General features: G+C 53.2%; 34 protein-coding genes. 15 read left to right on the forward strand and 19 right to left on the reverse strand.

Annotated features, from left to right (window positions below; translation table 11 throughout):
- Positions 1–104: 104 nt before the first annotated feature.
- The 18 genes from rplO to rplC all read right to left on the reverse strand — a co-directional run bounded on the left by rplO (position 105) and on the right by rplC (position 9,111).
- Positions 105–551, reverse strand: a complete 447-nt coding sequence (gene rplO, locus XM38_RS25330) for a 50S ribosomal protein L15 (RefSeq protein ID WP_080812473.1) — start codon at positions 549–551, stop codon at positions 105–107.
- Positions 552–582: 31 nt separating this feature from the next.
- Positions 583–1,107, reverse strand: coding sequence for a 30S ribosomal protein S5 (rpsE, locus tag XM38_RS25335; RefSeq protein WP_080812471.1), 525 nt, complete (start codon positions 1,105–1,107; stop codon positions 583–585).
- 133 nt (positions 1,108–1,240) lie between these two features.
- A complete protein-coding gene (rplR, locus tag XM38_RS25340) occupies positions 1,241–1,600 on the reverse strand; it encodes a 50S ribosomal protein L18 (RefSeq protein WP_088431450.1) in 360 nt (119 codons plus the stop codon).
- Between the two features lie 3 nt (positions 1,601–1,603).
- Positions 1,604–2,143 (reverse strand): 50S ribosomal protein L6, encoded by a 540-nt coding sequence (gene rplF, locus XM38_RS25345; RefSeq protein ID WP_080812468.1) that lies wholly within the window; start codon positions 2,141–2,143, stop codon positions 1,604–1,606.
- A 54-nt stretch (positions 2,144–2,197) separates the two neighbouring features.
- Positions 2,198–2,599 (reverse strand): 30S ribosomal protein S8, encoded by a 402-nt coding sequence (gene rpsH / locus XM38_RS25350; protein ID WP_080812466.1) that lies wholly within the window; start codon positions 2,597–2,599, stop codon positions 2,198–2,200.
- 24 nt (positions 2,600–2,623) lie between these two features.
- Positions 2,624–3,169, reverse strand: coding sequence for a 50S ribosomal protein L5 (rplE, locus tag XM38_RS25355; protein ID WP_080812464.1), 546 nt, complete (start codon positions 3,167–3,169; stop codon positions 2,624–2,626).
- A gap of 153 nt (positions 3,170–3,322) precedes the next feature.
- Complete coding sequence (gene rplX / locus XM38_RS25360) at positions 3,323–3,652, reverse strand: 50S ribosomal protein L24 (RefSeq protein ID WP_225889414.1); 330 nt, start codon at positions 3,650–3,652, stop codon at positions 3,323–3,325.
- Between the two features lie 20 nt (positions 3,653–3,672).
- Entirely contained in the window at positions 3,673–4,038 is a 366-nt protein-coding gene (rplN, locus tag XM38_RS25365; protein WP_080812461.1) for a 50S ribosomal protein L14, read from the reverse strand.
- 21 nt (positions 4,039–4,059) lie between these two features.
- On the reverse strand, positions 4,060–4,311 hold the full coding sequence (rpsQ, locus tag XM38_RS25370; RefSeq protein ID WP_080812458.1) for a 30S ribosomal protein S17: 252 nt from the start codon (positions 4,309–4,311) through the stop codon (positions 4,060–4,062).
- Positions 4,312–4,323: 12 nt separating this feature from the next.
- Positions 4,324–4,581 carry a 50S ribosomal protein L29 gene (gene rpmC, locus XM38_RS25375; protein ID WP_080812456.1) on the reverse strand — a complete coding sequence of 86 codons (258 nt, stop codon included), beginning with the start codon at positions 4,579–4,581 and terminating at the stop codon, positions 4,324–4,326.
- Positions 4,582–4,583: 2 nt separating this feature from the next.
- Positions 4,584–5,003: a 50S ribosomal protein L16 gene (gene rplP / locus XM38_RS25380; RefSeq protein WP_080812454.1), complete on the reverse strand. Its 420-nt coding sequence runs from the start codon at positions 5,001–5,003 to the stop codon at positions 4,584–4,586.
- A 61-nt stretch (positions 5,004–5,064) separates the two neighbouring features.
- A complete protein-coding gene (gene rpsC / locus XM38_RS25385; protein WP_080812452.1) occupies positions 5,065–5,796 on the reverse strand; it encodes a 30S ribosomal protein S3 in 732 nt (243 codons plus the stop codon).
- A gap of 38 nt (positions 5,797–5,834) precedes the next feature.
- Positions 5,835–6,197: a 50S ribosomal protein L22 gene (rplV, locus tag XM38_RS25390; RefSeq protein WP_080812450.1), complete on the reverse strand. Its 363-nt coding sequence runs from the start codon at positions 6,195–6,197 to the stop codon at positions 5,835–5,837.
- A gap of 20 nt (positions 6,198–6,217) precedes the next feature.
- Positions 6,218–6,496, reverse strand: coding sequence for a 30S ribosomal protein S19 (gene rpsS / locus XM38_RS25395; protein WP_080812449.1), 279 nt, complete (start codon positions 6,494–6,496; stop codon positions 6,218–6,220).
- A 56-nt stretch (positions 6,497–6,552) separates the two neighbouring features.
- Positions 6,553–7,416, reverse strand: a complete 864-nt coding sequence (rplB, locus tag XM38_RS25400; RefSeq protein WP_080812447.1) for a 50S ribosomal protein L2 — start codon at positions 7,414–7,416, stop codon at positions 6,553–6,555.
- An 83-nt stretch (positions 7,417–7,499) separates the two neighbouring features.
- Positions 7,500–7,796 carry a 50S ribosomal protein L23 gene (locus XM38_RS25405; protein WP_225889415.1) on the reverse strand — a complete coding sequence of 99 codons (297 nt, stop codon included), beginning with the start codon at positions 7,794–7,796 and terminating at the stop codon, positions 7,500–7,502.
- Positions 7,789–8,421 carry a 50S ribosomal protein L4 gene (gene rplD, locus XM38_RS25410; RefSeq protein WP_080812446.1) on the reverse strand — a complete coding sequence of 211 codons (633 nt, stop codon included), beginning with the start codon at positions 8,419–8,421 and terminating at the stop codon, positions 7,789–7,791. The genes XM38_RS25405 and rplD overlap by 8 nt, the downstream gene beginning before the upstream one ends.
- Positions 8,422–8,475: 54 nt before the next feature.
- Complete coding sequence (rplC, locus tag XM38_RS25415) at positions 8,476–9,111, reverse strand: 50S ribosomal protein L3 (RefSeq protein WP_080812443.1); 636 nt, start codon at positions 9,109–9,111, stop codon at positions 8,476–8,478.
- A gap of 550 nt (positions 9,112–9,661) precedes the next feature.
- Here rplC and ndhN point away from each other — a divergent pair.
- The 15 genes from ndhN to XM38_RS25490 all read left to right on the forward strand — a co-directional run bounded on the left by ndhN (position 9,662) and on the right by XM38_RS25490 (position 22,182).
- A complete protein-coding gene (gene ndhN, locus XM38_RS25420; protein ID WP_080812437.1) occupies positions 9,662–10,138 on the forward strand; it encodes an NAD(P)H-quinone oxidoreductase subunit N in 477 nt (158 codons plus the stop codon).
- Between the two features lie 252 nt (positions 10,139–10,390).
- Entirely contained in the window at positions 10,391–11,521 is a 1,131-nt protein-coding gene (ldpA, locus tag XM38_RS25425) for a circadian clock protein LdpA (protein WP_080812434.1), read from the forward strand.
- A gap of 61 nt (positions 11,522–11,582) precedes the next feature.
- The gene (locus tag XM38_RS25430) at positions 11,583–13,400 is read left to right on the forward strand and encodes a R3H domain-containing nucleic acid-binding protein (RefSeq protein ID WP_080812432.1); all 1,818 of its coding nucleotides are present in this window, start codon (positions 11,583–11,585) and stop codon (positions 13,398–13,400) included.
- A 160-nt stretch (positions 13,401–13,560) separates the two neighbouring features.
- On the forward strand, positions 13,561–13,962 hold the full coding sequence (gene psb27, locus XM38_RS25435; protein ID WP_080812497.1) for a photosystem II protein Psb27: 402 nt from the start codon (positions 13,561–13,563) through the stop codon (positions 13,960–13,962).
- A 226-nt stretch (positions 13,963–14,188) separates the two neighbouring features.
- Complete coding sequence (gene rpmJ, locus XM38_RS25440; RefSeq protein WP_080812430.1) at positions 14,189–14,302, forward strand: 50S ribosomal protein L36; 114 nt, start codon at positions 14,189–14,191, stop codon at positions 14,300–14,302.
- 134 nt (positions 14,303–14,436) lie between these two features.
- A complete protein-coding gene (rpsM, locus tag XM38_RS25445; RefSeq protein ID WP_080812428.1) occupies positions 14,437–14,817 on the forward strand; it encodes a 30S ribosomal protein S13 in 381 nt (126 codons plus the stop codon).
- Between the two features lie 247 nt (positions 14,818–15,064).
- A complete protein-coding gene (gene rpsK / locus XM38_RS25450) occupies positions 15,065–15,457 on the forward strand; it encodes a 30S ribosomal protein S11 (RefSeq protein ID WP_080812427.1) in 393 nt (130 codons plus the stop codon).
- Positions 15,458–15,495: 38 nt separating this feature from the next.
- Positions 15,496–16,443 carry a DNA-directed RNA polymerase subunit alpha gene (locus tag XM38_RS25455; protein ID WP_080812425.1) on the forward strand — a complete coding sequence of 316 codons (948 nt, stop codon included), beginning with the start codon at positions 15,496–15,498 and terminating at the stop codon, positions 16,441–16,443.
- Between the two features lie 98 nt (positions 16,444–16,541).
- Positions 16,542–16,892, forward strand: coding sequence for a 50S ribosomal protein L17 (gene rplQ, locus XM38_RS25460; protein WP_080812495.1), 351 nt, complete (start codon positions 16,542–16,544; stop codon positions 16,890–16,892).
- Between the two features lie 29 nt (positions 16,893–16,921).
- Complete coding sequence (gene truA, locus XM38_RS25465) at positions 16,922–17,794, forward strand: tRNA pseudouridine(38-40) synthase TruA (protein WP_080812423.1); 873 nt, start codon at positions 16,922–16,924, stop codon at positions 17,792–17,794.
- A 53-nt stretch (positions 17,795–17,847) separates the two neighbouring features.
- A complete protein-coding gene (rplM, locus tag XM38_RS25470) occupies positions 17,848–18,303 on the forward strand; it encodes a 50S ribosomal protein L13 (protein ID WP_080812421.1) in 456 nt (151 codons plus the stop codon).
- Positions 18,303–18,716 (forward strand): 30S ribosomal protein S9, encoded by a 414-nt coding sequence (gene rpsI, locus XM38_RS25475; protein WP_080812419.1) that lies wholly within the window; start codon positions 18,303–18,305, stop codon positions 18,714–18,716. The genes rplM and rpsI overlap by 1 nt, the downstream gene beginning before the upstream one ends.
- Before the next feature lie 439 nt (positions 18,717–19,155).
- Positions 19,156–19,395, forward strand: coding sequence for a 50S ribosomal protein L31 (gene rpmE / locus XM38_RS25480; RefSeq protein WP_080812416.1), 240 nt, complete (start codon positions 19,156–19,158; stop codon positions 19,393–19,395).
- 314 nt (positions 19,396–19,709) lie between these two features.
- On the forward strand, positions 19,710–20,813 hold the full coding sequence (gene prfA / locus XM38_RS25485; RefSeq protein ID WP_080812413.1) for a peptide chain release factor 1: 1,104 nt from the start codon (positions 19,710–19,712) through the stop codon (positions 20,811–20,813).
- A gap of 67 nt (positions 20,814–20,880) precedes the next feature.
- The gene (locus XM38_RS25490; protein ID WP_080812411.1) at positions 20,881–22,182 is read left to right on the forward strand and encodes a metallophosphoesterase family protein; all 1,302 of its coding nucleotides are present in this window, start codon (positions 20,881–20,883) and stop codon (positions 22,180–22,182) included.
- A 13-nt stretch (positions 22,183–22,195) separates the two neighbouring features.
- Here the strand turns inward: XM38_RS25490 and XM38_RS25495 are convergent, their stop codons facing one another.
- Positions 22,196–22,945, reverse strand: a complete 750-nt coding sequence (locus XM38_RS25495; RefSeq protein WP_080812408.1) for a sulfite exporter TauE/SafE family protein — start codon at positions 22,943–22,945, stop codon at positions 22,196–22,198.
- Positions 22,946–23,006: the final 61 nt, after the last annotated feature.

Raw genomic sequence — 23,006 nt, forward strand, 5'->3', positions numbered from 1 at the left:
GCGTAAATTCCTCTAGGCTTGACTATTACAGCCAACATAACTCACTCCTACAATTGGCTCTGCCTGACGTCAAGCAATGCTATCTGCCTTAGAGCCCTCTCGCCTCAGTTAACCACTTCACACTGGCCACCCGCTGCCTCAATTTTAGCTTGAGCGCTGCGGGAGAACGCTGCTGCTTTAACTGTCAATGCCTGATCAATCTCTCCATCTCCTAGCACCTTCAGAGGACCATTATTGGCCGTTAAGATCCCAGCCTCCATCAAAGACTCCAGAGTAACCTCAGCCCCAGCCTCCAAGCTAGCTAATTGCTTTAGGTTAATCAGGGTATATTTGGCAGGGTTCACCCGGGGAAAATGCTTTAGCTTAGGAATCCGGCGATAAAGGGGAAGTTGGCCCCCTTCAAATCCGGGTCGAGTTCCTCGACCTGAGCGAGACTTTTGACCCCGCATGCCAAACCCACCACTAGCTCCTTGCCCGGCTGCAATTCCCCGCCCTATACGGCGACGGCGACGTTTGGACCCTGCCTTTGCTCGTACATCATTTAGTCTCATAGCTGCTCTCTCAACTTAGGTCTAGTCATCATTACGAGTAGAGCTGTTCTACCGAAACATCTCGCTCTTCAGCAACATCTCCTAGAGTTCGTAGGGCAGCTAGGGCGTTGGCTGCAGCGCGAGCATTATTTAGGGGATTATCCGATCCTAGCTGCTTAGCGAGGACATTACGAACCCCCGCCAGCTCTAACACGGTGCGCACGGCTCCACCGGCAATCACCCCAGTACCTGGACCAGCAGGACGCATAAAAACCTTAGCGCCACCACCCGCTCCGGTGGAGGGATGGGGGATAGAATAGGATTTGGTTAGTGGCACATCGACAAGATGTTTCTTGCCATCAGCGACCCCTTTCTTGACCGCACCAATAACATCGCCGGCCTTGCCAACGCCAACGCCAACTTGACCACGCTCATTCCCAACGACAACAATGGCTCGGAAACTAAGTTTTTTACCACCTTTAACGACTTTGGTCACTCGGCGGATTTGAACGACGCGCTCTTGCCAGTCGGTGTCTTTCTCGCGGTTTCGTGTGCCTTTACGACGATTTGCTGCCATTTCTCTTTGCCTTTATACGCCATTTAGGTCTAGATATAGCTCTGACCGATTTCGACTGCCCCACAGCCTAGGCTTAGTTAGAGTTTCACCTAGAAAAATCTTAGACCGCCGAAGCTAACCCTGGTCTAGCTCTTTAGAAGTTAAGCCCAGCATCTCGAGCAGCATTAGCCAGAGCGGCAATACGACCGTGATATATCTTGCCTCCCCGATCAAATACAACCCGAGAGATGCCCTGTTGTAGTGCTCGCTCGGCAACCAACTGTCCCACTTTAGCGGAGGCTTCCTGGGTGGCAGAGGCATGAGCCTGACGCAGCTCTGACTCCAATGTGGAGGCAGCTGCCAGTGTATGCTGGCGCGTGTCGTCAATAACTTGCGCGTAGATATGTTGGTTAGAACGATATATCGATAATCGGGGCCGCTCTGGAGTACCGAAGACTTTCCGCCGAATCCGAGCGTGCCGACGCCGGGTGAGTGATTTGCGACTGAGTTTCATAGCCTATTTCTTCCCTGCCTTACCAGCTTTGCGTTTGACGTACTCGCCAGCGTAGCGGATGCCCTTGCCCTTGTAAGGCTCTGGTGGCCGCACCCCCCGAACCCGAGCAGCGACATTACCGACGATTTCCTTATCGATGCCACTGATGATGACATTAGTGTTGTTCTCAACAGCAAATTGAATCCCCTGAGGAGGCGCAATCGTAACAGGGTTGCTGTATCCAACACTCATGGTCAGATTACTTCCCTGAATTTGAGCCCGGTAGCCAACTCCCTGAATTTCTAATCGCTTCTGAAAACCTTGGGAAACCCCTTCTACCATGTTGGCCACGAGGGTACGACAGAGACCATGACGCTCCCGACAACGACGCGACTCATCACGACGCGTTACCACTAAGACATCACCATCTTGCTCAACGATGACCTCTGGCGGCAGGGTGCGAGAGAGTTCCCCTTTGGGACCCTTCACACTAACAGTCTGACCGTCAAGGGTGACAGTTACTTTAGCGGGAATAGGGATAGGACGTTTTCCAATGCGAGACATAGCCGTCAATGCTCCTCGTGCATAACTTAAAGCGTGATTGATAGGGCACAGATCCTACCAGATGTAGCAGAGAACTTCTCCACCAATGCCACGGCGACGGGCATCCCGATCGGTCATGATGCCACTGGAGGTAGAAATGATGGCGATTCCAATGCCACCGAGTACCCGGGGCAACTCCTTACGGTTGGAATACACTCGCAGTCCTGGTTTACTTACTCGGGTTAGGTTCTTGATGATTGGATCACGATTTTTGCCCTTATATTTAAGAGCCAATATCAACTGCTGCTTAATACCATCACCAGCCTCGCTGATATCATCAATGAACCCCTCTTCCCTCAGAACGTGAGCGATGCTGCGGGTCATTTTAGTCGAGGGAATGTGGACTGTTCGATGACGTGCGAGATTGGCATTCCGAATGCGCGTCAGCATGTCCGCAATTGTGTCGTTAGCCGCCATAGTCTTCTCTTAAGTAAACCTGCCTCAATTCTCCCGGAATGGCATGCCCAGTTCCTTGAGCAGCGCCCGTCCCTCTTCGTCGGTATTGGCTGTGGTCACGATGGTGATGTCCATGCCACGAATCTGATCGATGCTGTCGTAGTTGATCTCAGGAAAGATGAGTTGCTCTCGCAATCCCAAGGTAAAGTTGCCACGCCCATCAAAACTCCTGGAAGTGATCCCTCGAAAATCCCGGATGCGCGGTAAAGCCAGATTGACTAAGCGATTCAAAAAGGCGTACATCCGATTGGAACGCAGGGTTACCATGACTCCCACTGGCATACCTTGGCGAATCTTGAAACCTGCGATCGCACGTTTAGCGCGAGTCACCACTGGCCGCTGTCCTGTAATCAAAGACAGTTCCTCAATCGAAGACTCTAAGGCCTTAGCATTTTGAGATGCTTCCCCTAGACCGCGATTGATAGTCACCTTTACTAGCTTAGGTACCTGATGGATGTTCCGATATTGGAACTGCTCCATCAAATTAGGCACTACTTTGTCGTAATAGAACGTTTTCAGTTGATCTGCCATGACACTTTCTTACCTTATCCCTGGGCTTGGTCAGGGAACTAATCGTGAATTGCAATTGGGGCTACCCCCTGATGACATCGACAACTGTACCAAGTCTAGTTGGAGACTATTGTTGCCTGCCGATGGCTCTTCAGGCCTAAACTTGGTCAAGATTTAATCAATCACCTCACCAGTTTTCTTCAACATTCGCACCTTACGCCCCTCATCGGTAAAGGTATGACAAATGCGGCTAGCGACCTTTTCCTTTTCGGAATAATGCATCACATTAGAGCTATGAATCACGGCTTCTTCTGTGACAATCTGGCCAGACTCGCCCTCTTGCCGAGGCTTAACATGCTTGGTTCGAATGTTAACGCCAGCGACAATCACCTGGCTCGACTTAGGAAACGCGGCTAGCACATCACCCACTTTTCCCTTATCTTTGCCAGCAATTATTTGGACGGTATCTCCCTTTTTGACATGCATCTTGTGTCGAACAGGCATTTGTTTATGTCTTGCCACCATCAGAGCACCTCCGGAGCCAGCGATACGATCTTGGTGAAGTTCTTGTCTCGCAGTTCCCGAGCAACGGGGCCAAATACCCGGGTTCCTCTGGGATTGCCGTCCTTATTAATAATGACGGCGGCGTTATCATCAAACCGAATGCTCATACCACTGCTGCGCCGCAGTCCCTTGCGTGTTCGTACAACCACCGCTTGAACCACATCCGACTTCTTAACTGCCATGTTGGGCATGGCATCCTTTACCACCGCGACAACGACATCACCGACGCCAGCATACTGGCGATTGCCTCCCAACACACGGATACACATCAATTTACGAGCACCGCTGTTATCGGCCACATTAAGATAGGACTCTTGCTGAATCATGGCTGATCTCCTCTAATCCTCTCAAATTGCAGACGCCCGACTGAGGATATCAGCCACTACCCAGCGCTTACTGCGGCTGAGAGGTCGCGTCTCTCGAATACGTACTCGATCACCTACATGACAGGAGTTTTCCTCATCGTGAACCTTGTATCGCCTGGTTTGAACCATGATCTTGCCGTACTTAGGATGGGGACGGCGACTCTCGACCGCCACCACCACCGTCTTTTGCATCTTGTCGCTAACGACAAGGCCGACCCGTTCCTTCACTGCCATCGGAGCCTACTCCTACTCGCTATCTGTCTGGTTTATTTGGTCATTGGCTGCCGAATCCTGCTGCAGAGCAGCCAACTGTCGCTCTCGTTGCACAGTCATCAGCTGAGCCAACCGATGGCGAGTATGTTTGAACTGATGCACTTCTCGCTCTAGTTGACGAGTCGCTTTTTGGAAGCGCAGATCAAACAACTGACGCTTAGTCGCAACGATCGCATCAGCCAGTTCCTGATCATTGAGCTGACGAGCATCCTCAACACTAGGCAATGGCATGGTTAACCCTCCTCCGATTCGCGCACAATAAACTTGGTCTTGAAGGGCAACTTAAAGGCAGCCAGTCGCATCGCTTCACGGGCAGTTTCCTCGGGTACCCCCGCAATCTCAAAGACGACGCGGCCGGGTTTAATGACCGCCACCCAATATTCCGGATTTCCCTTACCGGATCCCATCCGGGTCTCTGCTGGACGCATGGTCACGGGCTTATCTGGAAATACGCGGATCCAGATCTTGCCGCCCCGACGGACATAGCGGGTCATGGCACGACGAGCGGCCTCAATCTGGCGAGAGGTCATCCAACTGGGTTCCGTGGCCTGAAGTGCATAGTCGCCAAAGCTAATTTGATTACCCCGCTGTGCCATTCCCCTCATGCGACCGCGGTGTTGTTTTCGAAATTTCGTGCGTCTAGGACTTAACATGGTGACTTCTTGAACAAAGACAACAGCACCTCAAACCGTATGGCCCTAATCAGGCTGGCGGTTAGGATTCATTGGAGCGATCTTCAAACTGCTGGCGGCGACGCGGTTGACGACGACGCGGCTGAGTATTATTGGCAGCAACCTGCTCCTCCTGACCAGGAATCACTTCCCCTCGGAAGATCCAGACTTTAACTCCCAAGACTCCGTAAGTGGTCTGAGCAGTGCGATAGGCATAATCTACATCTGCCCTCAGGGTATGTAAGGGCACACGACCTTCCCGAGTCCACTCCGTGCGGGCAATTTCTGCGCCGTTGAGACGGCCACTGACCTGAATCTTGATCCCCTCGACGCCGGCCCGCTGTGCTCGCTGCAGAGCCTGACGCACAACCCGACGAAACGAGACGCGACGCTCTAGTTGCTGCACGATGTATTCCCCTACCAAACCAGCGTCGGCGTCTACCCGGGCTACTTCCACGACATTGATGCGAATTTGCCGATTCGGATCCTGCAGAAACCCTTGCAGCCCAGTGCGGAGGGCTTCAATACCGCTACCACCACGACCAACAACTACACCTGGTCGAGCCGTGCGAATTTCTAGGTCAATTTGGTCAGCCTTACGCTCGATGCGAACATCAGAAATACCCGCGTTACTCAGGGTTTTATTGACATACTGACGAATCGTATGATCTTCCTGTAGTAGTTCTGGATAACGATTGCCTTCGGCAAACCAACGGGAGCGGTGATCTATGATCACCCCCAAGCGAAAGCCATTTGGATGTATTTTCTGTCCCACAGGTATGTCCTCTAATCCTCAGAGCAGCAATTGATCGACTAGTCAGTTTCGGGGCCGGGGGCCACCGCAATCGTGATATGGCAAGTGGGCTTGCGAATCTGATAGGCCCGCCCCTGAGCTCGAGGCCGATAGCGGCGCAGGGTAGGGCCGGCATCGGCATAGGCTGCACTCACCACCAGGTCGACTGGATCGAAGCCGTTGTTATGCTCTGCATTGGCAACTGCTGAGCGCAGTACCTTGGTGACCGGATCACAGGCCCGATAGGGCATGAACTCTAGAATGATCAAGGCTTCCCGATAGCTGCGACCCCGAATTTGATCCAGAACCCGTCGCACCTTACGGGGAGACATGCGGATATATTTAGCAACCGCTTTAACCTGTGTAGACGTATCAACCGCCATGAGCTTTCCCCTTCGCCTCTCTACCGTCGTGCCTTCTTATCGCTCTTGGCGTGGCCACGAAATGTGCGCGTTGGCGCAAATTCTCCAAGCTTGTGCCCCACCATCTGTTCACTGACATAGACGGGAACATGCTGTCGACCGTTATGCACTGCGATCGTATGACCGATCATCTGGGGCACAATCGTCGATGCCCGCGACCACGTCTTAATGACTTGCTTATCCCCTTTGGCATTCAAAGCCTCAACTTTGCGAAGTAAATGATCTGCGACAAAGGGACCTTTCTTTAGAGAACGAGACATGACTCTGTCAACCCAATCAAATATGTCAACAATCTGCCCAACCCTGCTAGCCGTGCTTAGGCATTTCGCCCCCCACGCCCTCGTTTGGATACACGACGGCGACGACGCACGATGAGCGCATCGCTGGTTTTCTTCTTCTTCCGGGTTTTATACCCCAGGGCTGGTTTACCCCATGGAGTTACCGGACCGCTACGGCCAATCGGGGCCCGACCTTCACCCCCACCATGGGGGTGATCGGCTGGGTTCATGACACTACCCCGAACCTCGGGACGACGACCACTCCAGCGCTTGCGACCAGCTTTGCCCAGGGTGATATTGCGAGAGTCGGTATTGCCTACTTGGCCGATGGTGGCGTAGCACTCACACCGGACCATGCGGACCTCTGTCGACGGCAACTTCAAGGTGACATAGTTGCCTTCTTTGGCCACTAACTGGGCCGCTGTTCCAGCGGCTCGGACGATCTGGCCCCCCTTGCCAGGGAACAATTCGACGTTGTGAATCAGAGTACCTAGGGGGATCTTGGCTAGGGGCAGGGCATTGCCGACCTCCAGAGGAGAATCGGGTCCTGCAATCACCGTCGCGCCCACTGGCAGATGAGCCGGATGCAGAATGTAACGTTTATCCCCGTCTTGATAGTGCAAGAGGGCAATACGAGCATTCCGGTTGGGATCGTATTCGATGGTGGCGACTTTGGCCGGAATATTATGTTTATCGCGACGAAAATCAATCATGCGATAGCGACGCTTGTGCCCTCCACCCCGATGACGACAGGTAATGACGCCACGGTTGTTTCGGCCCTTGGATTGGTGCAAAGGCTGAACTAAAGACTTTTCTGGCGCCTGTCGGGTAACGTCAGCAAAGTCTGAGACGGTACGTTCTCGGGTTGCAGGGGTATATGGCCGGTAGGAACGGATGCCCATAACTCTAGTTATCTTTGGCTACATTGCTGTCGAACTCGATGATGGATGACATGTGATAGATGTCAACCTGGTTAGATGTGATGTTAGACATCTGGGAAGAGGGTGATGGTGTCCCCCGGAGCCAAAGTGACCATGGCTCGTTTGTAGGAAGGCTTATAGCCGAGGAAACGGCCAAAGCGGCGCTTCTTGCGAGGGGGATTGCTGGTACTAACACCCACAACCTTGACATCAAACAGTTCTTCAATGGCCGCTTTGATGTCCGGCTTAGTGGCATTGGGAGCCACTTCGAAGGTGTACTGGTTGTTTTCCAATAACAGGGTGGCTTTTTCAGTCACGATGGGACGGCGGACAATGTCGGCCAGGGTCTGGGGGTTAGTCACTGTAAACCTCCTGGATTGTCTGGAGTGCAGCTGATGTGACCACTAGGCGGTCAGCCGCCAGCAGGTCGTAGACGTTGAGGTTGGTGGCCAGGATCACTTTCAGATTGACCAGGTTACGGGCAGACAAATAGAGGTTGTCTTGGCGGTCGAGCACCACCATCAGGACCTTCTCGTTAGGATCAATGCCCCAGCGTGCGATCGCATCTACCAATTCACGAGTCTTGGGGCGGGACAGCTGATCGGTAAACTCTTCGACCACTACCAAATCATCAATGCGGCTTTGGAAAGCCGTCCGCAGTGCCAATCGCCGTTCTTTGCGGTTCATTTTAGTGCTGTAATCTCGGGGTTTAGGCCCAAAGATAACCCCACCTCCCCGCCACAGCGGAGACCGACTCGACCCGGCTCGAGCCCGGCCGGTTCCCTTCTGCCGCCAAGGCTTACGGCCACCACCGCGGACTTCGGCTCGCGTTTTCGCGGCTGCCGTTCCCTGGCGACCATTATTGACTTGCCGTACCAAGGCCCGGTGGACGATGTGGGAAGCGGTCTCTTCCTTGGCCACCTTAAGAGCCACCGAGGCCGTTCCTACTTCCTGCCCTTGCCAATCTCGAACAACACACTCAACCATGGTTTTTCCCCGTCGCTGCTGGGTTGTTTCCCCTACGATCTCTGATCAACTGACTCAGGCCCCGACCACCGTAGCTGGCGCAATGCTCAAGAGAGCACCCGGCTTACCAGGCACAGAGCCCTTTACCAGAAGCAAGTTACGCTCGGCGTCTACTCGCACCACCTGCAACTTACGGATGGTGACGGTTTCATGTCCCGTGCGCCCAGCCATTCGTTTGCCCGGATAAATTCTTCCTGGTGTAGTACCAGCCCCGGTGGAGCCAGGCAGGCGGTGATTCTTTGACCCGTGAGACATGGGGCCTCGGCCAAAATTATGGCGCTTCTGATACCCGGTGAACCCACGGCCAATGGAGGTGCCAGTAACATCTACCAATTGACCCACCTCAAAATGATCGGCGGTCAAGGTCTGTCCCGGCTCAAATCCATCAGTGCCATCCACTCGATACTCTTTCAGATGACGGACAGGCTTGACTCCCACCTTGCTGAGATGCCCAAGCTCCGGCTTGGTCAAGGCCTTCTCAGTAACTGCCCCAAACCCCAGTTGAACCGCGGCATATCCATCGGTCTGCAGAGTCTTTACCTGAGTAACAAAACAAGGACCGGCTTGAATTACCGTTACCGGTACCGCGTCGCCTGCCTCATTGAATATCTGGGTCATCCCCAGCTTGGTTCCGAGAATCCCGACAGCCACAGCCCCCGTCTCCCTTTACACACACTACAGAGGAGGTAACCAATTACGGCTTCCTCCCAAAACAATTGACGCCAACTCAACAACAGCCATCAGGCAGCCTGTACTTTGTCGGCGGCGCCCCGCGTTATGCTCGAACTCAGAAAAGCGTTAACCAGCCGTTTCGCTTAGTTAAGGCGTCAGTTTCAAGCAGACGCTCGTAGAACGCTGGCTACAGTATCGTCGGGACTTGAGCGGCTACACCACTCAGTATCCGCAGCGACGACGATTTATCATAGTACATAGTTTATTTCATTTTGTCCAGACGGCACCCTAAATTAGCCGTTATCCCTTCCTGGAAGCCACAGAAGTCCGGCTGAGAGATAGATTTGCCAATCAGTTCTTGGGGATAAACAGAATCGATGCTCTGGGCATGATTAAGCTTCCAGGGGCCAGATATGTATTGAGTGAGTGCTGTGGCTGCCATAAATCATCTGAAGCCATGGGGAAAGGCCGATCTCCTATAATTTGCAAATGTGTATGGTTATGAACAGTAGACACAAAGGTAGGCGCCATGGCATTGCTGGCAACTGGTAAGCGATTTATCCGCAATCTCGAAACGGCCGGAGCCCTTGCCGTTCAGGCCCCGTTAGAAGGTGGCTTCGAAGGGCGCTACCAGCGACGCCTGCGGGCAGCCGGCTACGAAACCATGACGCTAACGGCGCGGGGACTGGGGGATTTGGCTTCTTACCTCACTGGCATCCACGGCGTCCGGCCAGCTCATTTGGGGAAGAAAACTGTCGGCCAAACCGCGGCGGTGGGAGATGTATATTTTGTGCCGCCAATTCTCACCTATCGATTGCAGCATGTGCCTCCTAAGGCCAAAGGGCTAGTGCTGTGGCTGATTGAGGGTCATATTCTCTCCCGACAAGAAATAGAATATTTGGCCAACTTGCCCAGTCAAGAGACTCGTATCAAGATTGTTCTAGAGGTCGGAGGAGAACGCTTCTTCAGTTGGCAGCCTCTGTCAGAGTTTGTCTCGGCTGCTTAATCCCGTTGCTGACTGGCACTGTTCCAGCGCTCACCTGCTAAGGGGGCAACGCAGCAAGACAGCAGTTGGTGACGCTCTCTGTCGCAACGCATATATCTGGATTCAATTGCCCCTAGGGATAGGAGAGGTTGGATGACTAGACCCCCATATATCTAGGGCGGGTCTTGCCCCTTGATGGCAAGCGGGGATCAAGGGTGAAATTTTGTCATAGGTCGTCTCGTCATTTTGCTGAGAACCCACTAGCATAAAGGGGTGAGCACTTTACTGCATCCTCTGAGATCCTTAGCCGAGGGGCACTGGTTCAAGCTCATTTGCGGAGCCAGCTATCATTATTTGCCAGCCGTCCATGATTTGGCATTGGTCTATGCCCTGGCAGGAGCAGATTGTATTGACGTCGCTGCGGATCCGGCGGTCGTAGCGACAGTGTCTCGTGCCTTGCAGATGGTGCCCCAGGTGATCCAGCAGTACCCTGGGCATCTTGAGCTGCGGTCGCGGTCAACGCCCCTAGTCATGGTCAGCCTGAATGACGGTGAGGATCCTCATTTTCGCAAGGCTACCCTCGACGCTACCCGATGTCCAGAGGATTGCCCTCGCCCTTGCGAGCACATTTGTCCCGCCGATGCGATCGCATTGACTCAGCCCACCGTAGAGCCTGGAATCGTGGAGGCCCGGTGTTACGGGTGTGGTCGCTGCTTGCCGGTATGCCCCCATGCCCTCATTTCGACTCGTGCTGATCAGGCCACGTCGGCTGCGATCGCATCGACCCTAATCAATGACATTGATGCCATTGAGATTCATACCCAAGTAGGCCGAGACCAAGCCTTTCAACAACTTTGGGAAAGCCTTATTCCTCGGTTATCCCGGCTGCGACTAATCGCCATCAGTTGCCCTGGGGGGCCAGGAGTCCTCGACTATCTCTGGCGCCTGTACCACCTGATCCAGCCCTTGCCAGTTCCCTTGATTTGGCAGACAGATGGACGCCCCATGAGTGGCGACATCGGCACCGGCACCACCCATGCCACCATTCACTGGGGTCAACAGGTCCTACGCCACGGTCCGCCTGGCTATATCCAACTGGCTGGGGGCACTAACCAACACACGGTGGCAAAATTAGCGACCTTGGGATTACTCCAGCCGATGACATCGCCCTCCTCAGGACGTGCCATCGCTGGAGTGGCCTATGGCAGCTATGCCCGCAAACTGTTATTACCGCTGCTGGAACCCCCTGCTGCTATCCCCGCTGACGCGGTCGCGACTACACCACCTCCACCCTTAATTGCTCGCCCCCATGACTTGCTTGCAGCTGTGCAACAGGCTCGCAACCTGGTGGATTCGCTTAAACGAGCGGTGCCGCCACCGCAACCAGCGGTAGCCAGGATATGAACTGTCAGTTTTGGCAAACAAACGTTCCCTGTTGGTGTCTAGTTATTGGCTCTCGAAGGTTATGGTCAACCTCCACGGCAAACGCTCTATTCCCGATCAGGCTTCCAATTCAGCCCCTTCCACAGCCCTTCCCTCTCCGGCAACGAGTGATTTAGGGCTGATTCTGGCAGTGCTGCCCCCCAAAATTCGCCAAGCCCTGGAGCACCATAACCATCGCGATCAGCTCATCGAAGTGGTCCTGGATTTGGGACGACTTCCAGAAGCTCGCTTCCCAGAGGGAGCCGAGTATCTCTCCCAGGTCCCGGTCTCACAAGACGACCTGAACTACTGCATCGATCGCGTCGGTCACTTCGGCGGCGATAACCGGGCTGGGATTGAGAAAACGCTGCACCGTATCAGCGCCATTCGCAACCGTTCTGGTGACATCATTGGCCTCACCTGCCGGGTGGGACGAGCTGTTTTTGGCACCATTGGCTTAATTCAGGATCTAGTCCAAACTGGTCGGTCGATTCTGATGCTAGGACGTCCGGGGGTGGGTAAAACGACTGCCCTGCGGGAAATTGCCCGGGTGCTAGCAGATGACTTACACAAGCGGGTGGTGATTATCGATACCTCCAATGAAATCGCTGGCGACGGGGATATTCCTCACCCAGCCATCGGCCGGGCCCGACGGATGCAGGTGGCCCATCCCCATGAACAACATCAGGTGATGATCGAGGCTGTGGAAAACCACATGCCAGAGGTGATTGTCATTGATGAGATCGGCACTGAGCTGGAAGCATTAGCAGCTCGCACCATTGCTGAGCGAGGCGTGCAACTGGTGGGGACAGCCCATGGCAATCGGCTGGAAAATCTGATTAAGAACCCTACCCTATCGGATCTGATTGGCGGCATTCAATCGGTCACGCTGGGGGATGACGAGGCCCGGCGACGGGGTAGTCAGAAGAGTGTCTTGGAGCGCAAGGCACCTCCTACCTTTGACATCGCCGTCGAGATGCTGGAACGTCAGCGCTGGATCGTCCATGAAGATGTGACTGAAACGGTCGACAGCCTACTGCGTGGACGCCAACCGGGGTCCCAGGTGCGGACCACGGCTCCGGATGGCAGCGTCAGTGTGACCCATGAATTGCCCGATCGGCCCGGCCTTGACTTTACCCGATCCTCTCGCCGTGGTGGTGGCGGTTGGCGGGCTTCTGGCCAAATGGTGCCGCCGCCACTGGGAGAATCCGCTACCCGATCAGCTCCCTCGTCGTCGGAGCAACAACAATTTCAGGCGTTGCTGGATCATAGCTTGAGTATGCAGTCAGCATCGTCTAGCCCTTGGCCGCCTGAGGCCAATGGTGGAGACCCACCGCCTGTCGGCCCCAATGGCGAAGATATTGTGCAGGTGTATCCCTATGGCATCAGCCGCCATCATTTAGATCACATTATTCGGACCCTATCCTTGCCGGTAATGTTGACGAAGGATCTAAATAGCGCTGAGGCCGTTTTAGCGTTGCGATCGCATGTCAAGAACCATACGAAATTGCGCCACATCGCCAAAGCCCGTCAGATTCCGATTCAGACCGTTAAATCCAACAACATTCCTCAAATCACCCGATCCCTGCAGCGTTTACTCGATATGGATGACAGCAGCCTTTCCACCGCTGTCAATCTGGAGTTATTTGCCCGCAAGGGCGACGATGATGAGTTAGAAGCCCTAGAAGAGGCTCGGCTAGCCGTCGAACAAATTGTCATCCCCAAAGGCCAACCCGTAGAGCTCCTGCCCCGTTCAGCTCGGATTCGCAAAATGCAACACGAATTAGCAGAGCATTACCGGCTGAAATCCCACAGCTTTGGCGACGAACCCAATCGCCGCCTGCGCATTTATCCAGCCTAGTCGACCGTATCGTAACAGCCAGGCCGATCTCAGCAGGGTTGTCCGCGCCCGCCCTTGGGTCGGATCCCGCCTCAAGATAAGATAGCTACAGTACAAACGGCTGGGATCACCTTGAGACTGTCTCAGCCATCGCGTCCATCTTACTATGGCTGATGTTCCCATGAGACAACTCCTCACTCGCCTATTCGCCTTCGTTCTGGTCGCTGTCATCGGCCTGACAGGCTGCAGTGCTGGCACCAGTGGTCAAATGACCGGCAACTACCAACAAGACACCCTGACAGTGATAGAGGGTCTACGGTCTGCCATCCAAGCGGATCAAGATGATCCGGCCAAATCCCAAGCCCAGTCGCAAGCCCGTGCCTTGATCAATGACTTTGCCGCCCGCTATCGACGGGATAGTTCGGTCAAGGGATTAAGTTCCTTCACCACCATGCAGACTGCCTTAAATGCGATCGCAGGTCACTACAGCTCCTATCCCAACCGTCCCATTCCCCAAAAGCTCAAAGATCGGGTTGAGCAAGAATTGCGGCGGGTAGAAGCCGCCCTAAAACGAGGGCGCTAATTCAAGTATTGACCTCCCCATCAGCATCCCCATCTCATAGATAATCCGGGTCATTTAACCTTAGCCAGCCCCTTGGTCCCCACCAAATACTCCATGGCAAAACCCCACGACTAGTACTCTGTGGCCGATAGGGCGTCAGAGTCAGTGCTGGCAGGAAATGTTTGACTATCCGTTTTTGTTTTTGTTAGGATGGCAATTCTGTAGTAGAGCAAAAATCTGATTGGACATGAAAGTCCGCGCATCTGTTCGTCGAATGTGTGAGAAATGCCGCATTATCCGCCGTCGTGGTCGGGTTATGGTAATTTGCTCCAACCCGAAACACAAGCAACGCCAAGGATAACTCAGTAAACATCTATCTACAGACCCCTTCCACGCTGATAGCACTATTAATACTATTCAGCCAGACAATCAGCTAGATCACTAGCAGGGTTAAGAAAACACAGCGGTACTGCAGACTAAGGGAGAAAACAACCGGTGGCACGGATAGCAGGCGTTGACCTTCCAAGGGACAAGCGCATCGAAATCGGGTTGACCTATATCTACGGCATTGGGTTGTCCAGGGCCAAAGAGATCATCAGCAAAACGGGGGTTAATCCTGATACCCGCGTGCGAGACCTCACCGACGCAGACGTCGCCAAATTGAGAGAGGTCGTCGAAGGCGACTACCAAATTGAAGGAGACCTCAGGCGATGGGAAACCATGAATATCAAACGCCTGATGGACATTGGCACCTACCGAGGGCGGCGTCATCGGGCTGGACTGCCAGTGAGAGGACAACGCACTCGCACCAATGGACGTACCCGCCGGGGTGGTCGGCGCACGGTTGCTGGTAAGAAGAAGGCTCCTAAGAAATAATCCCATTTTGGTCAGGGTGTCGACCTGAAGACGGTGCCTGAGATTCGACCTAGTTGTGGACAGGAGCAACAAGGAAGTTTCTACCAAGAGGCCAGCTGTTAGCTAGCTATTATGTCAAGGGGATCGACAGATTCACCTGCACCTTATAGCCTCCCCAAGGCCACCGTTTCTTTAAGGCAATTCTTTGAAACCAGTCCGTTATTGTAATAGCTCTTCCAAATCCTAGTTCTATTTCTCTAGAAAGGCTATGCCAAAACCAACCAAAAAATCAGGACCCCGTAGACAGAAAAAGAACGTCCCAAGTGGTGTTGCTCACATTCAGTCCACTTTCAATAACACCATTGTCACTATCACAGATACCAGTGGAGAAACCATTTCTTGGGCTTCAGCCGGTTCCAGTGGCTTTAAGGGAGCCAAGAAGGGAACCCCTTTTGCAGCTCAGACCGCGGCTGATGGAGCAGCCCGTCGAGCAATGGATCAGGGCATGCGCCAGATAGAAGTCATGGTGAGTGGTCCTGGCTCTGGTCGCGAAACGGCAATTCGCGCTCTACAGGGAGCAGGATTGGAGATCACATTGATTCGGGATGTCACTCCTATTCCTCACAATGGCTGTCGACCGCCCAAGCGCCGTCGGGTATAGGCCCATTATTATGCAGTCAGGAAAAGGGAGGTCAGGCCATGGCACAATTTCACGTTGAATGCGTAGAATCTTTAGTTGAAGACGATCAGAGTCAGTATAGTCGATTCTTGATCGAGCCCCTAGAAAGAAGCCAGGGTAATACAATTGGCAACGCTCTACGGCGAGTTCTCCTATCTAATCTAGAGGGGATTGCTATTACAGCCGTCCGTATTGCTGGAGCAACCCACGAATTTTCCACGATTCCTGGCATCCGAGAAGATGTCTTAGATATCCTTCTCAATATGAAGGAAATCGTTCTTAGGAGTCACACCAATCAATCTCAGATTGGGCGACTCTTGGTACAAGGGCCAGCTAAAGTGACAGCCGGTCATTTCGACTTACCTTCTGAAGTAGAGGTTGTCAATCCAGATCAACCGGTGGCGACCCTGGCAGAGGGGCATACCCTAGAGATGGAATTCCGAATTGAGCAGGGTCGAGGATATCGGGCCGTTGAACACAATCGGGATGACGCTGCTGCATTAGATTTTATGCAGATTGACGCCGTTTTCATGCCCGTTCGCAAAGTCAACTATTCAGTTGAAGATGTAATGATAGCTGGCTCCCTGCAAAAGGATCGGCTGATCATGGAGATTTGGACCAATGGGAGCATGACCCCGCAAGAGGCCATGAGCCAGGCGGCGGCTGTCCTCGTCGATCTCTTCAATCCGCTTAAAGACGTCACCTCGGAGCCAAAGCAGGGAGATGAAACCGAGGAAGAAGATCCTGTCAATCAGATTCCCATCGAGGAATTGCATCTGTCTGTACGAGCTTATAACTGTCTAAAGCGGGCTCAGATCAACTCTGTGTCTGATCTATTGGACTACAGCCAAGAAGATCTTCTAGAGATTAAGAACTTCGGTCAGAAGTCAGCTGAAGAGGTGATCGAGGCTCTGCAAGATCGCCTTGGCATTACCCTACCCATGGAAAAACCAGCCAAGTCTTCTTGATAGAAGTCCTCTCGGGGCCATTGTCCCAGAGCGAGTCCGAAGCCCAGGAGCTTCGGTTTTTTCCTGTCCAATTGTGGTCTATACCTGAGCTACCTGTTATGCGTCACTGTCGTCGTGTCCCAAAACTTGGCAAGCCTGCCGACCAACGCAAGGCCTTGTTAAGGTCCTTAACTACCGAACTCCTGCGTCATGGCAGTATTACCACGACTAAGGCCAGAGCTAAAGCCGTTCGAGCAGAAGCCGAGCGAATCATCACTCTTGCCAAAGAGGGATCCCTAGCTGCTCGTCGTCAAGCCTTAGGGTATCTCTACGACAAGCAGTTAGTACATGCCTTGTTCGAACAGGTTGGCACCCGCTATGGCGATCGCAACGGTGGCTACACTCGCATTCTCCGCACGATTAAACGTCGTGGTGATAATGCTGAGATGGCCATCATCGAACTAACCTAACCACCTCGCTACTCCTCCTATCCATAGCCATGGCATCGCTAGCAGAGCAACTTAAAGCCGACACGGTGGGATGGACTAAGCCCCAACGGGTTGCTTTGGTCATCCAATATATCGGCACGCGCTTCCATGGTTGGCAACGACAGCCCCAGCAACGGACTGTTCAAGGAGAGATTGAGGCTGTCATTGAGATGGTCTTAGGTTACTTCGTTACCCTACACGGAGCTGGTCGTACTGATGCTGGTGTTCATGCCGCTGCTCAGGTTGCCCATTTTGATGCCCCGACAACCATTCCAGCCCATCGTTGGGCTAGCATCCTAAATCACCGCCTCTCGGCAGATATTGTGATTCGGGCATCAGCCCAAGTGTCTAATACCTGGCACGCTCAGTTTTCAGCTCAGTGGCGGCGGTATCGCTACAGCCTATACACAGATCCCTGTCCAAACTTGTTTGTGCAGCCCTATACCTGGCACTATTATTATGAGCCGCTAGATGTAGAACGGCTGCAAGCGGCTCTGGCCCCTTTGGTGGGGCACCACGATCTCACAGCCTTTCATCGAGCCGGTTCCGGTCGGGGACACTCCCGGGTCGAGGTGCAGGCAGCAGATTGCTATCGTCAGGAATCGTTTATCCATGTAGAGTTGCAAGCTAGCGGTTTTTTGTATGGCATGGTTCGACTCATCATGGGACTTCTGGTAGATGTTGGTTGTGGCAGTCTCACGGTCGATGCATTTACTCAAATCTGGCAACGACAGCAACGAGAACGGGTAAAGTACTCTGCTCCAGCTCATGGTCTATGTTTACTACGAGTGGGCTACCCAGAGTTTCCCTTTGCCTCCCATCTGTGGTTTGATACACAACCACGATTCTGTTTTGCCGCCACTACCGATTTAGTTGCCGTCTAAATTCTTAGTCCTGTCTTAAGCTCTTTATAGCTGTTTTTTAGTCCATTAGAACCATGACGAAAACGTACACGCCACCCCAAGAATCTATCGAGCGGCAGTGGTATATCGTAGATGCCGCTGACCAGCGCTTAGGCCGCCTAGCCAGCGAAATAGCCAAAGTGCTACGCGGTAAGCATAAGGCAACCTTTACACCCAATGTAGATACCGGTGACTTCGTCGTCGTCGTCAATGCTGAAAAAGTTACCGTGACTGGTAAAAAGCGCCATGAAAAATTTTACCGTCGGCACTCAGGGCGCCCCGGCGGCATGAAATCCGAGACCTTTGCTCAGCTGCAAACTCGAATTCCAGAGCGCATTATCGAGCAGGCTGTCAAAGGCATGCTGCCTAAAAATGCCCTAGGCCGTAAGCTGTTTACTAAGTTGAAGGTCTACGCTGGTCCCGACCATCCCCACCAAGCGCAAGGACCCCAGCCCCTAACCATCACAACCATTCCAGGAGGTAGTCAATAATGCAAGCAACTGACCAATCTAATCGAGCCATTTATTGGGGGACAGGCCGTCGTAAGTCGGCGGTTGCTCGGGTGCGCCTGGTGCCAGGGAATGGCCAACTCAGGATTAATGGGCGGTCAGGGCAAGATTACTTGCAGGGAAACCCATTTTATCTGTCAACAACGAAGGCACCTCTGGAAACCTTGGGCTTAGAAAATGACTATGACGTGCTGGTCAATGTCAGGGGGGGAGGGCTCAATGGTCAAGCTGATGCGATTCGCTTAGGAGTCGCTAGAGCCCTGTGTGAATTGGATCCGGATAATCGCAAACCCCTGAAGATTGAGGGCTATCTGACCCGGGATCCCCGCAGCAAGGAGCGTCGTAAGTATGGCCTGAAGAAAGCTCGTAAAGCACCTCAGTATTCCAAGCGTTAATCTTACTCGCTATATACTGGCAGTTGATGCTGGTACTGGTAGACACACTATTCGGTGTCACTTTTCTCAAGTAATTCTTGCCCTTGGGGCAGTTATTGGGGGACTCAGGATACAGCTGTGAAGCTGTCCATGGCAGATAAGGTATCGCTAAAAAGTTCGCTAGGATTCTCTATAGAACTACGGGCGAACAATAGCAGCAGCTGTCATGACACCTAAGAGGACATTTGAAAACTCGGCTGAAAGCCCTGCAGGGTAAGCGTTTTAGAGCGTATGGCTCTGTTGGCCAGACTCCAGTCTGGAGCAAGGTTGCAGGGTACTTTCCAAATATCCTCTAAGGCAGGTGCCCAACAGGTAGCTTGTGAGTATGGAACGTTAGTTCAGCCTGCCTGTAGTTATCTGGCCAACACTATCTTTTTTTGTGGATTTGAGGTCCAAGCTAATGCCAAAGTCTGATATTCACCCAACTTGGTATCCAGACGCCAAAGTTTATTGTGACGGGAAACTGGTCATGACCGTAGGGTCTACTAAACCAGAACTCCATGTTGATGTCTGGTCTGGAAATCATCCTTTTTACACTGGTACCCAGAAAATCATTGATACTGAGGGCCGGGTTGAGCGCTTCCTGCGGAAATACGGTATGGCCGATACCACTCCAAAGCAGGAGAATTCTGGTCAGTAATCCTGATCTACAACATGTCCTTTCTGAGGGATGTACAGCCTATCTCCTGGGGTTAAGGGGTTAATGGCCATCCTTGCCCCGCAAGCGTTGTTTCTGCTGCAGAGTACTAGCAACGGTATCTAGCCTAGATTCCCAGTTGCCTAGTTTGCTGCAGTGGCATACCAACTTGCATCGTTGTCTACTAGGATAGGTTTACTAGGAGGCTTTCGGACTCAGAATCTGGAGTCAGATTTGATACGGGATGGGACCTTAATCGACCCAGACTGTCTTCAAAGTCATCTGATAAAGCTACATTTTGTCTTGAAAACTAGCTCATGGCTGAAGCGTATCTCCTCGAAAAACTTAAATCGGTTGAACAGACGTTTCAGGAATTAACTCGGCGCCTGGCAGATCCAGATGTGGCCCAGGATCCCGATGAATTTCAGCGCATTGCGAAGGCACGCTCGTCTTTGGAAGATACGGTCAACACCTTCAGCCAATGGAAGCAAGTTCAAGATGAGCTGGCGGGCGCTCAAGAAATTCACCGGGAGTCTAACGGCGACTCGGAATTGCGGCAGATGGCAGCCATGGAGATTAGCACCCTGGAGGAAACTACAGCACAGCTGGAAAATCGCTTGAAGATTTTGCTGTTACCGAAAGATCCCAACGATGATAAGAACATCATGTTGGAGATCCGTGCCGGAACCGGCGGAGACGAAGCTAGCATTTGGGCTGGGGATCTCGTGCGCATGTATTCCCGCTATGCTGAGTCTCAGGGATGGCAGGTGAAGCTTGTCAGCGAATCCCTGGCAGATATGGGCGGCTTCAAAGAGGCCATCCTGGAGATTCGCGGCGACCAAGTTTACAGCAAGCTCAAATTTGAGGCCGGTGTCCACCGCGTGCAGCGGGTCCCGGTCACAGAAGCAGGCGGGCGGGTTCATACTTCGACGGCGACAGTGGCTGTCATGCCTGAGGTCGATGATGTGGAGATCAAGATCGACCCCAAGGATATTGAGGTGTCCACTGCTCGTTCAGGGGGAGCCGGTGGCCAGAATGTCAATAAGGTAGAGACTGCTGTCGATTTGTTCCATAAGCCTACAGGGATTCGCATCTTCTGTACCGAGGAGCGATCGCAACTGCAAAACCGAGAGCGAGCCATGCAGATTCTGCGGGCTAAGCTTTATGAAATGAAGTTGCGGGAACAGCAGGAAGCTGTTACGTCGATGCGTCGCTCTCAGGTCGGCACCGGCGCTCGCTCGGAAAAGATTCGCACCTATAATTACAAGGATAATCGGGTCACAGACCATCGCCTGAATCAGAACTTTACCCTAGCTGCGGTGCTGGAAGGGGGATTGGAGGAGATGGTGCAATCCTGTATTGGTCAGGATCAGCAAGAGCGTCTAGAGGAATTAGCGGCCTCTTCAACCGCTTCGGTTTAGGGCTGGGCTAGTCCCAGACGGCCACCGAACCTATCGTAGGCGACCTGCTTGTTCTAGCGAGCTACCGATGGTCAAGTTTCTTCATGTGGCAGACGTACACCTTGGTTTCGATCGCTACGACAGTCGTGAGCGGACCAAGGACTTTTTTCGGGCCTTTCAGGATGTACTACAGCGTTATGCCATCGACGAGCAGGTAGACTTTGTCTTGATTGCCGGGGATCTCTTTGAACATCGGACCTTGCAGCCCGCCATCCTAAATCAAGCTCAGCTTTGCTTACAGGATCTCAAGGCAGCTAACATTCCAGTCTTTGCCATTGAAGGCAACCATGACAACCGTCCCTATGGCATTGTGACTAGCTGGTTGAAGTATTTGTCAGAGTGGCGGTTGCTAACCCTATTGGAGCCGGGTAACGTCGCTGCCGGGGAATCCTTCTATTGTCCTTGGGATGAAGATCGTCGCCGGGGCGGATACATTGATCTAGCCTGTGGTGTGCGGATCTTGGGCTCTAATTGGTATGGAGCCGCCGCCCCTCGTGCCATTGAACAAATTGCTGATGCCATGGCGGAGCTACCCCCTGGGCCTGAGCATACCGTCCTCATGTTCCACCATGGGTTGGCAGGGCAAATTGCCCGCTATGCTGGTGCTTTGCGCTATGACGACCTGTTGCCCCTACGGCAGGCTGGGGTCGATTACCTGGCCCTAGGCCATATCCATAAGCATTACTCGGTGGACGGCTGGGTACACAACCCAGGGTCCTTGGAAGCCAATAACGTCGAAGAGGCCCAGTACGAGCGGGGAGCCTACCTGGTGGAGTTAAACGGCCAAGGAGTCCAGGCGCGGTTGCAGCGGGATTATTATCAACGTCCCATTGCCCGACTACGGCTACTGGCGCGGGGACACGAGAGTCTAAGGGAGCTAGAAGCCGCCGCCCTGAGCCTCCTAGAAGAGGCCATTGAGCTGGGGCAGGTGGATCCGGTTCAGGCACCACTGCTGGAATTTCGCATTGAGGGTCAAGTGGGCTTCGATCGCCTAGAGTTCGATACCCGGGCGCTGCAGCAAGCGTTGCAGCAGCGTAGTAATGCCATCATCTGTCTCCTCAAGTACGAGGTGGAAACGGTAGGTTATGCCTCTCCCCTGGCGGAAGAGGCTAATCGCAGGCAGATAGAGTACGATATCTTCACCGATGTGTTAGCGGGTCACCGGGACTATAAGAAACGAGCGCCTGAATTAGCTCACGGTCTGATGGATTTGAAAGAGCGGCAGCTGCAGGGCCACGCCGAGGAAGCCCTGTATGCCTTTGTGGAGACTCTACTGGAGCCTGGTTCCCAAGCGTCCTCCACCACTCCCGCCGTCACTGAGGAAAAGTAATGCTAGCCGGCGATTACCCCAAGACAAATCCTGAGAGTAAATTGCGCTGCTGCCACAACATCAAAACACCGCTAACGGCGACAAAGGTGAACACGAGCTGCCGAAATCGTTCGCTACTCATTCTCTCTAGCACTCGCTTACCCAGCCAGTTAGCTGGGATGGCCCCTAGCCCAATGACTAGGCCATAAATCAGGAACGGGCCGTTAAAGGCTCCGAGGGCCCCATAGGCAATGATCTTCACCCCATGGAGCATCGCTTTGTTGAGAGATTTGGTAGCGATCATTTTCTCTTTGTCGAGGCCGTAGTTGAGATAGACCGGATTCATAATGGGGCCAGTGCTGCCAATTAGCCCGGAGGCAGCGGCATTGAAAAAGGCAATCGGCAAAAAGTACCAAGCCTGAACCGCGAAGGGAGTTTCTTGCTTGCTCACCCAGTAGTTAAGCACCATCAACAACAGAGCAATGGCAATGACAATTTGCAGCCACTCGACATGGATCTGAGTCAGGGCATAGGACCCGAGGATGGCCCCTGCGATCGCACCAGGAGTGTACCAAAGGGTGACCCGCCAATCGATGTCTCGCCAGAAAAATAAGCTCCGCTGGGTGTTGCCCACCAAAAGCCCTGTCGTAATCACCGGCGCCACTGCCTGGGAGCCAAACAACAGCGTGATTAACGGTATCAACACCAATGGACTACCGCCCCCGGCCAACATACTGAAGAACCAGGCGACGAAACTGGCCAAAGCCAGAACAGCAATTGCCATAACAAGGGGATACCAATTAATATTGCTTAATTTATTTTAAGGCGTCTGATCTGGGCCTAGG

Origin of the sequence: Halomicronema hongdechloris C2206, from assembly GCF_002075285.3 — a bacterium.
In the GTDB taxonomy this organism is placed as follows: Bacteria; Cyanobacteriota; Cyanobacteriia; order Phormidesmidales; family Phormidesmidaceae; genus Halomicronema_B; species Halomicronema_B hongdechloris.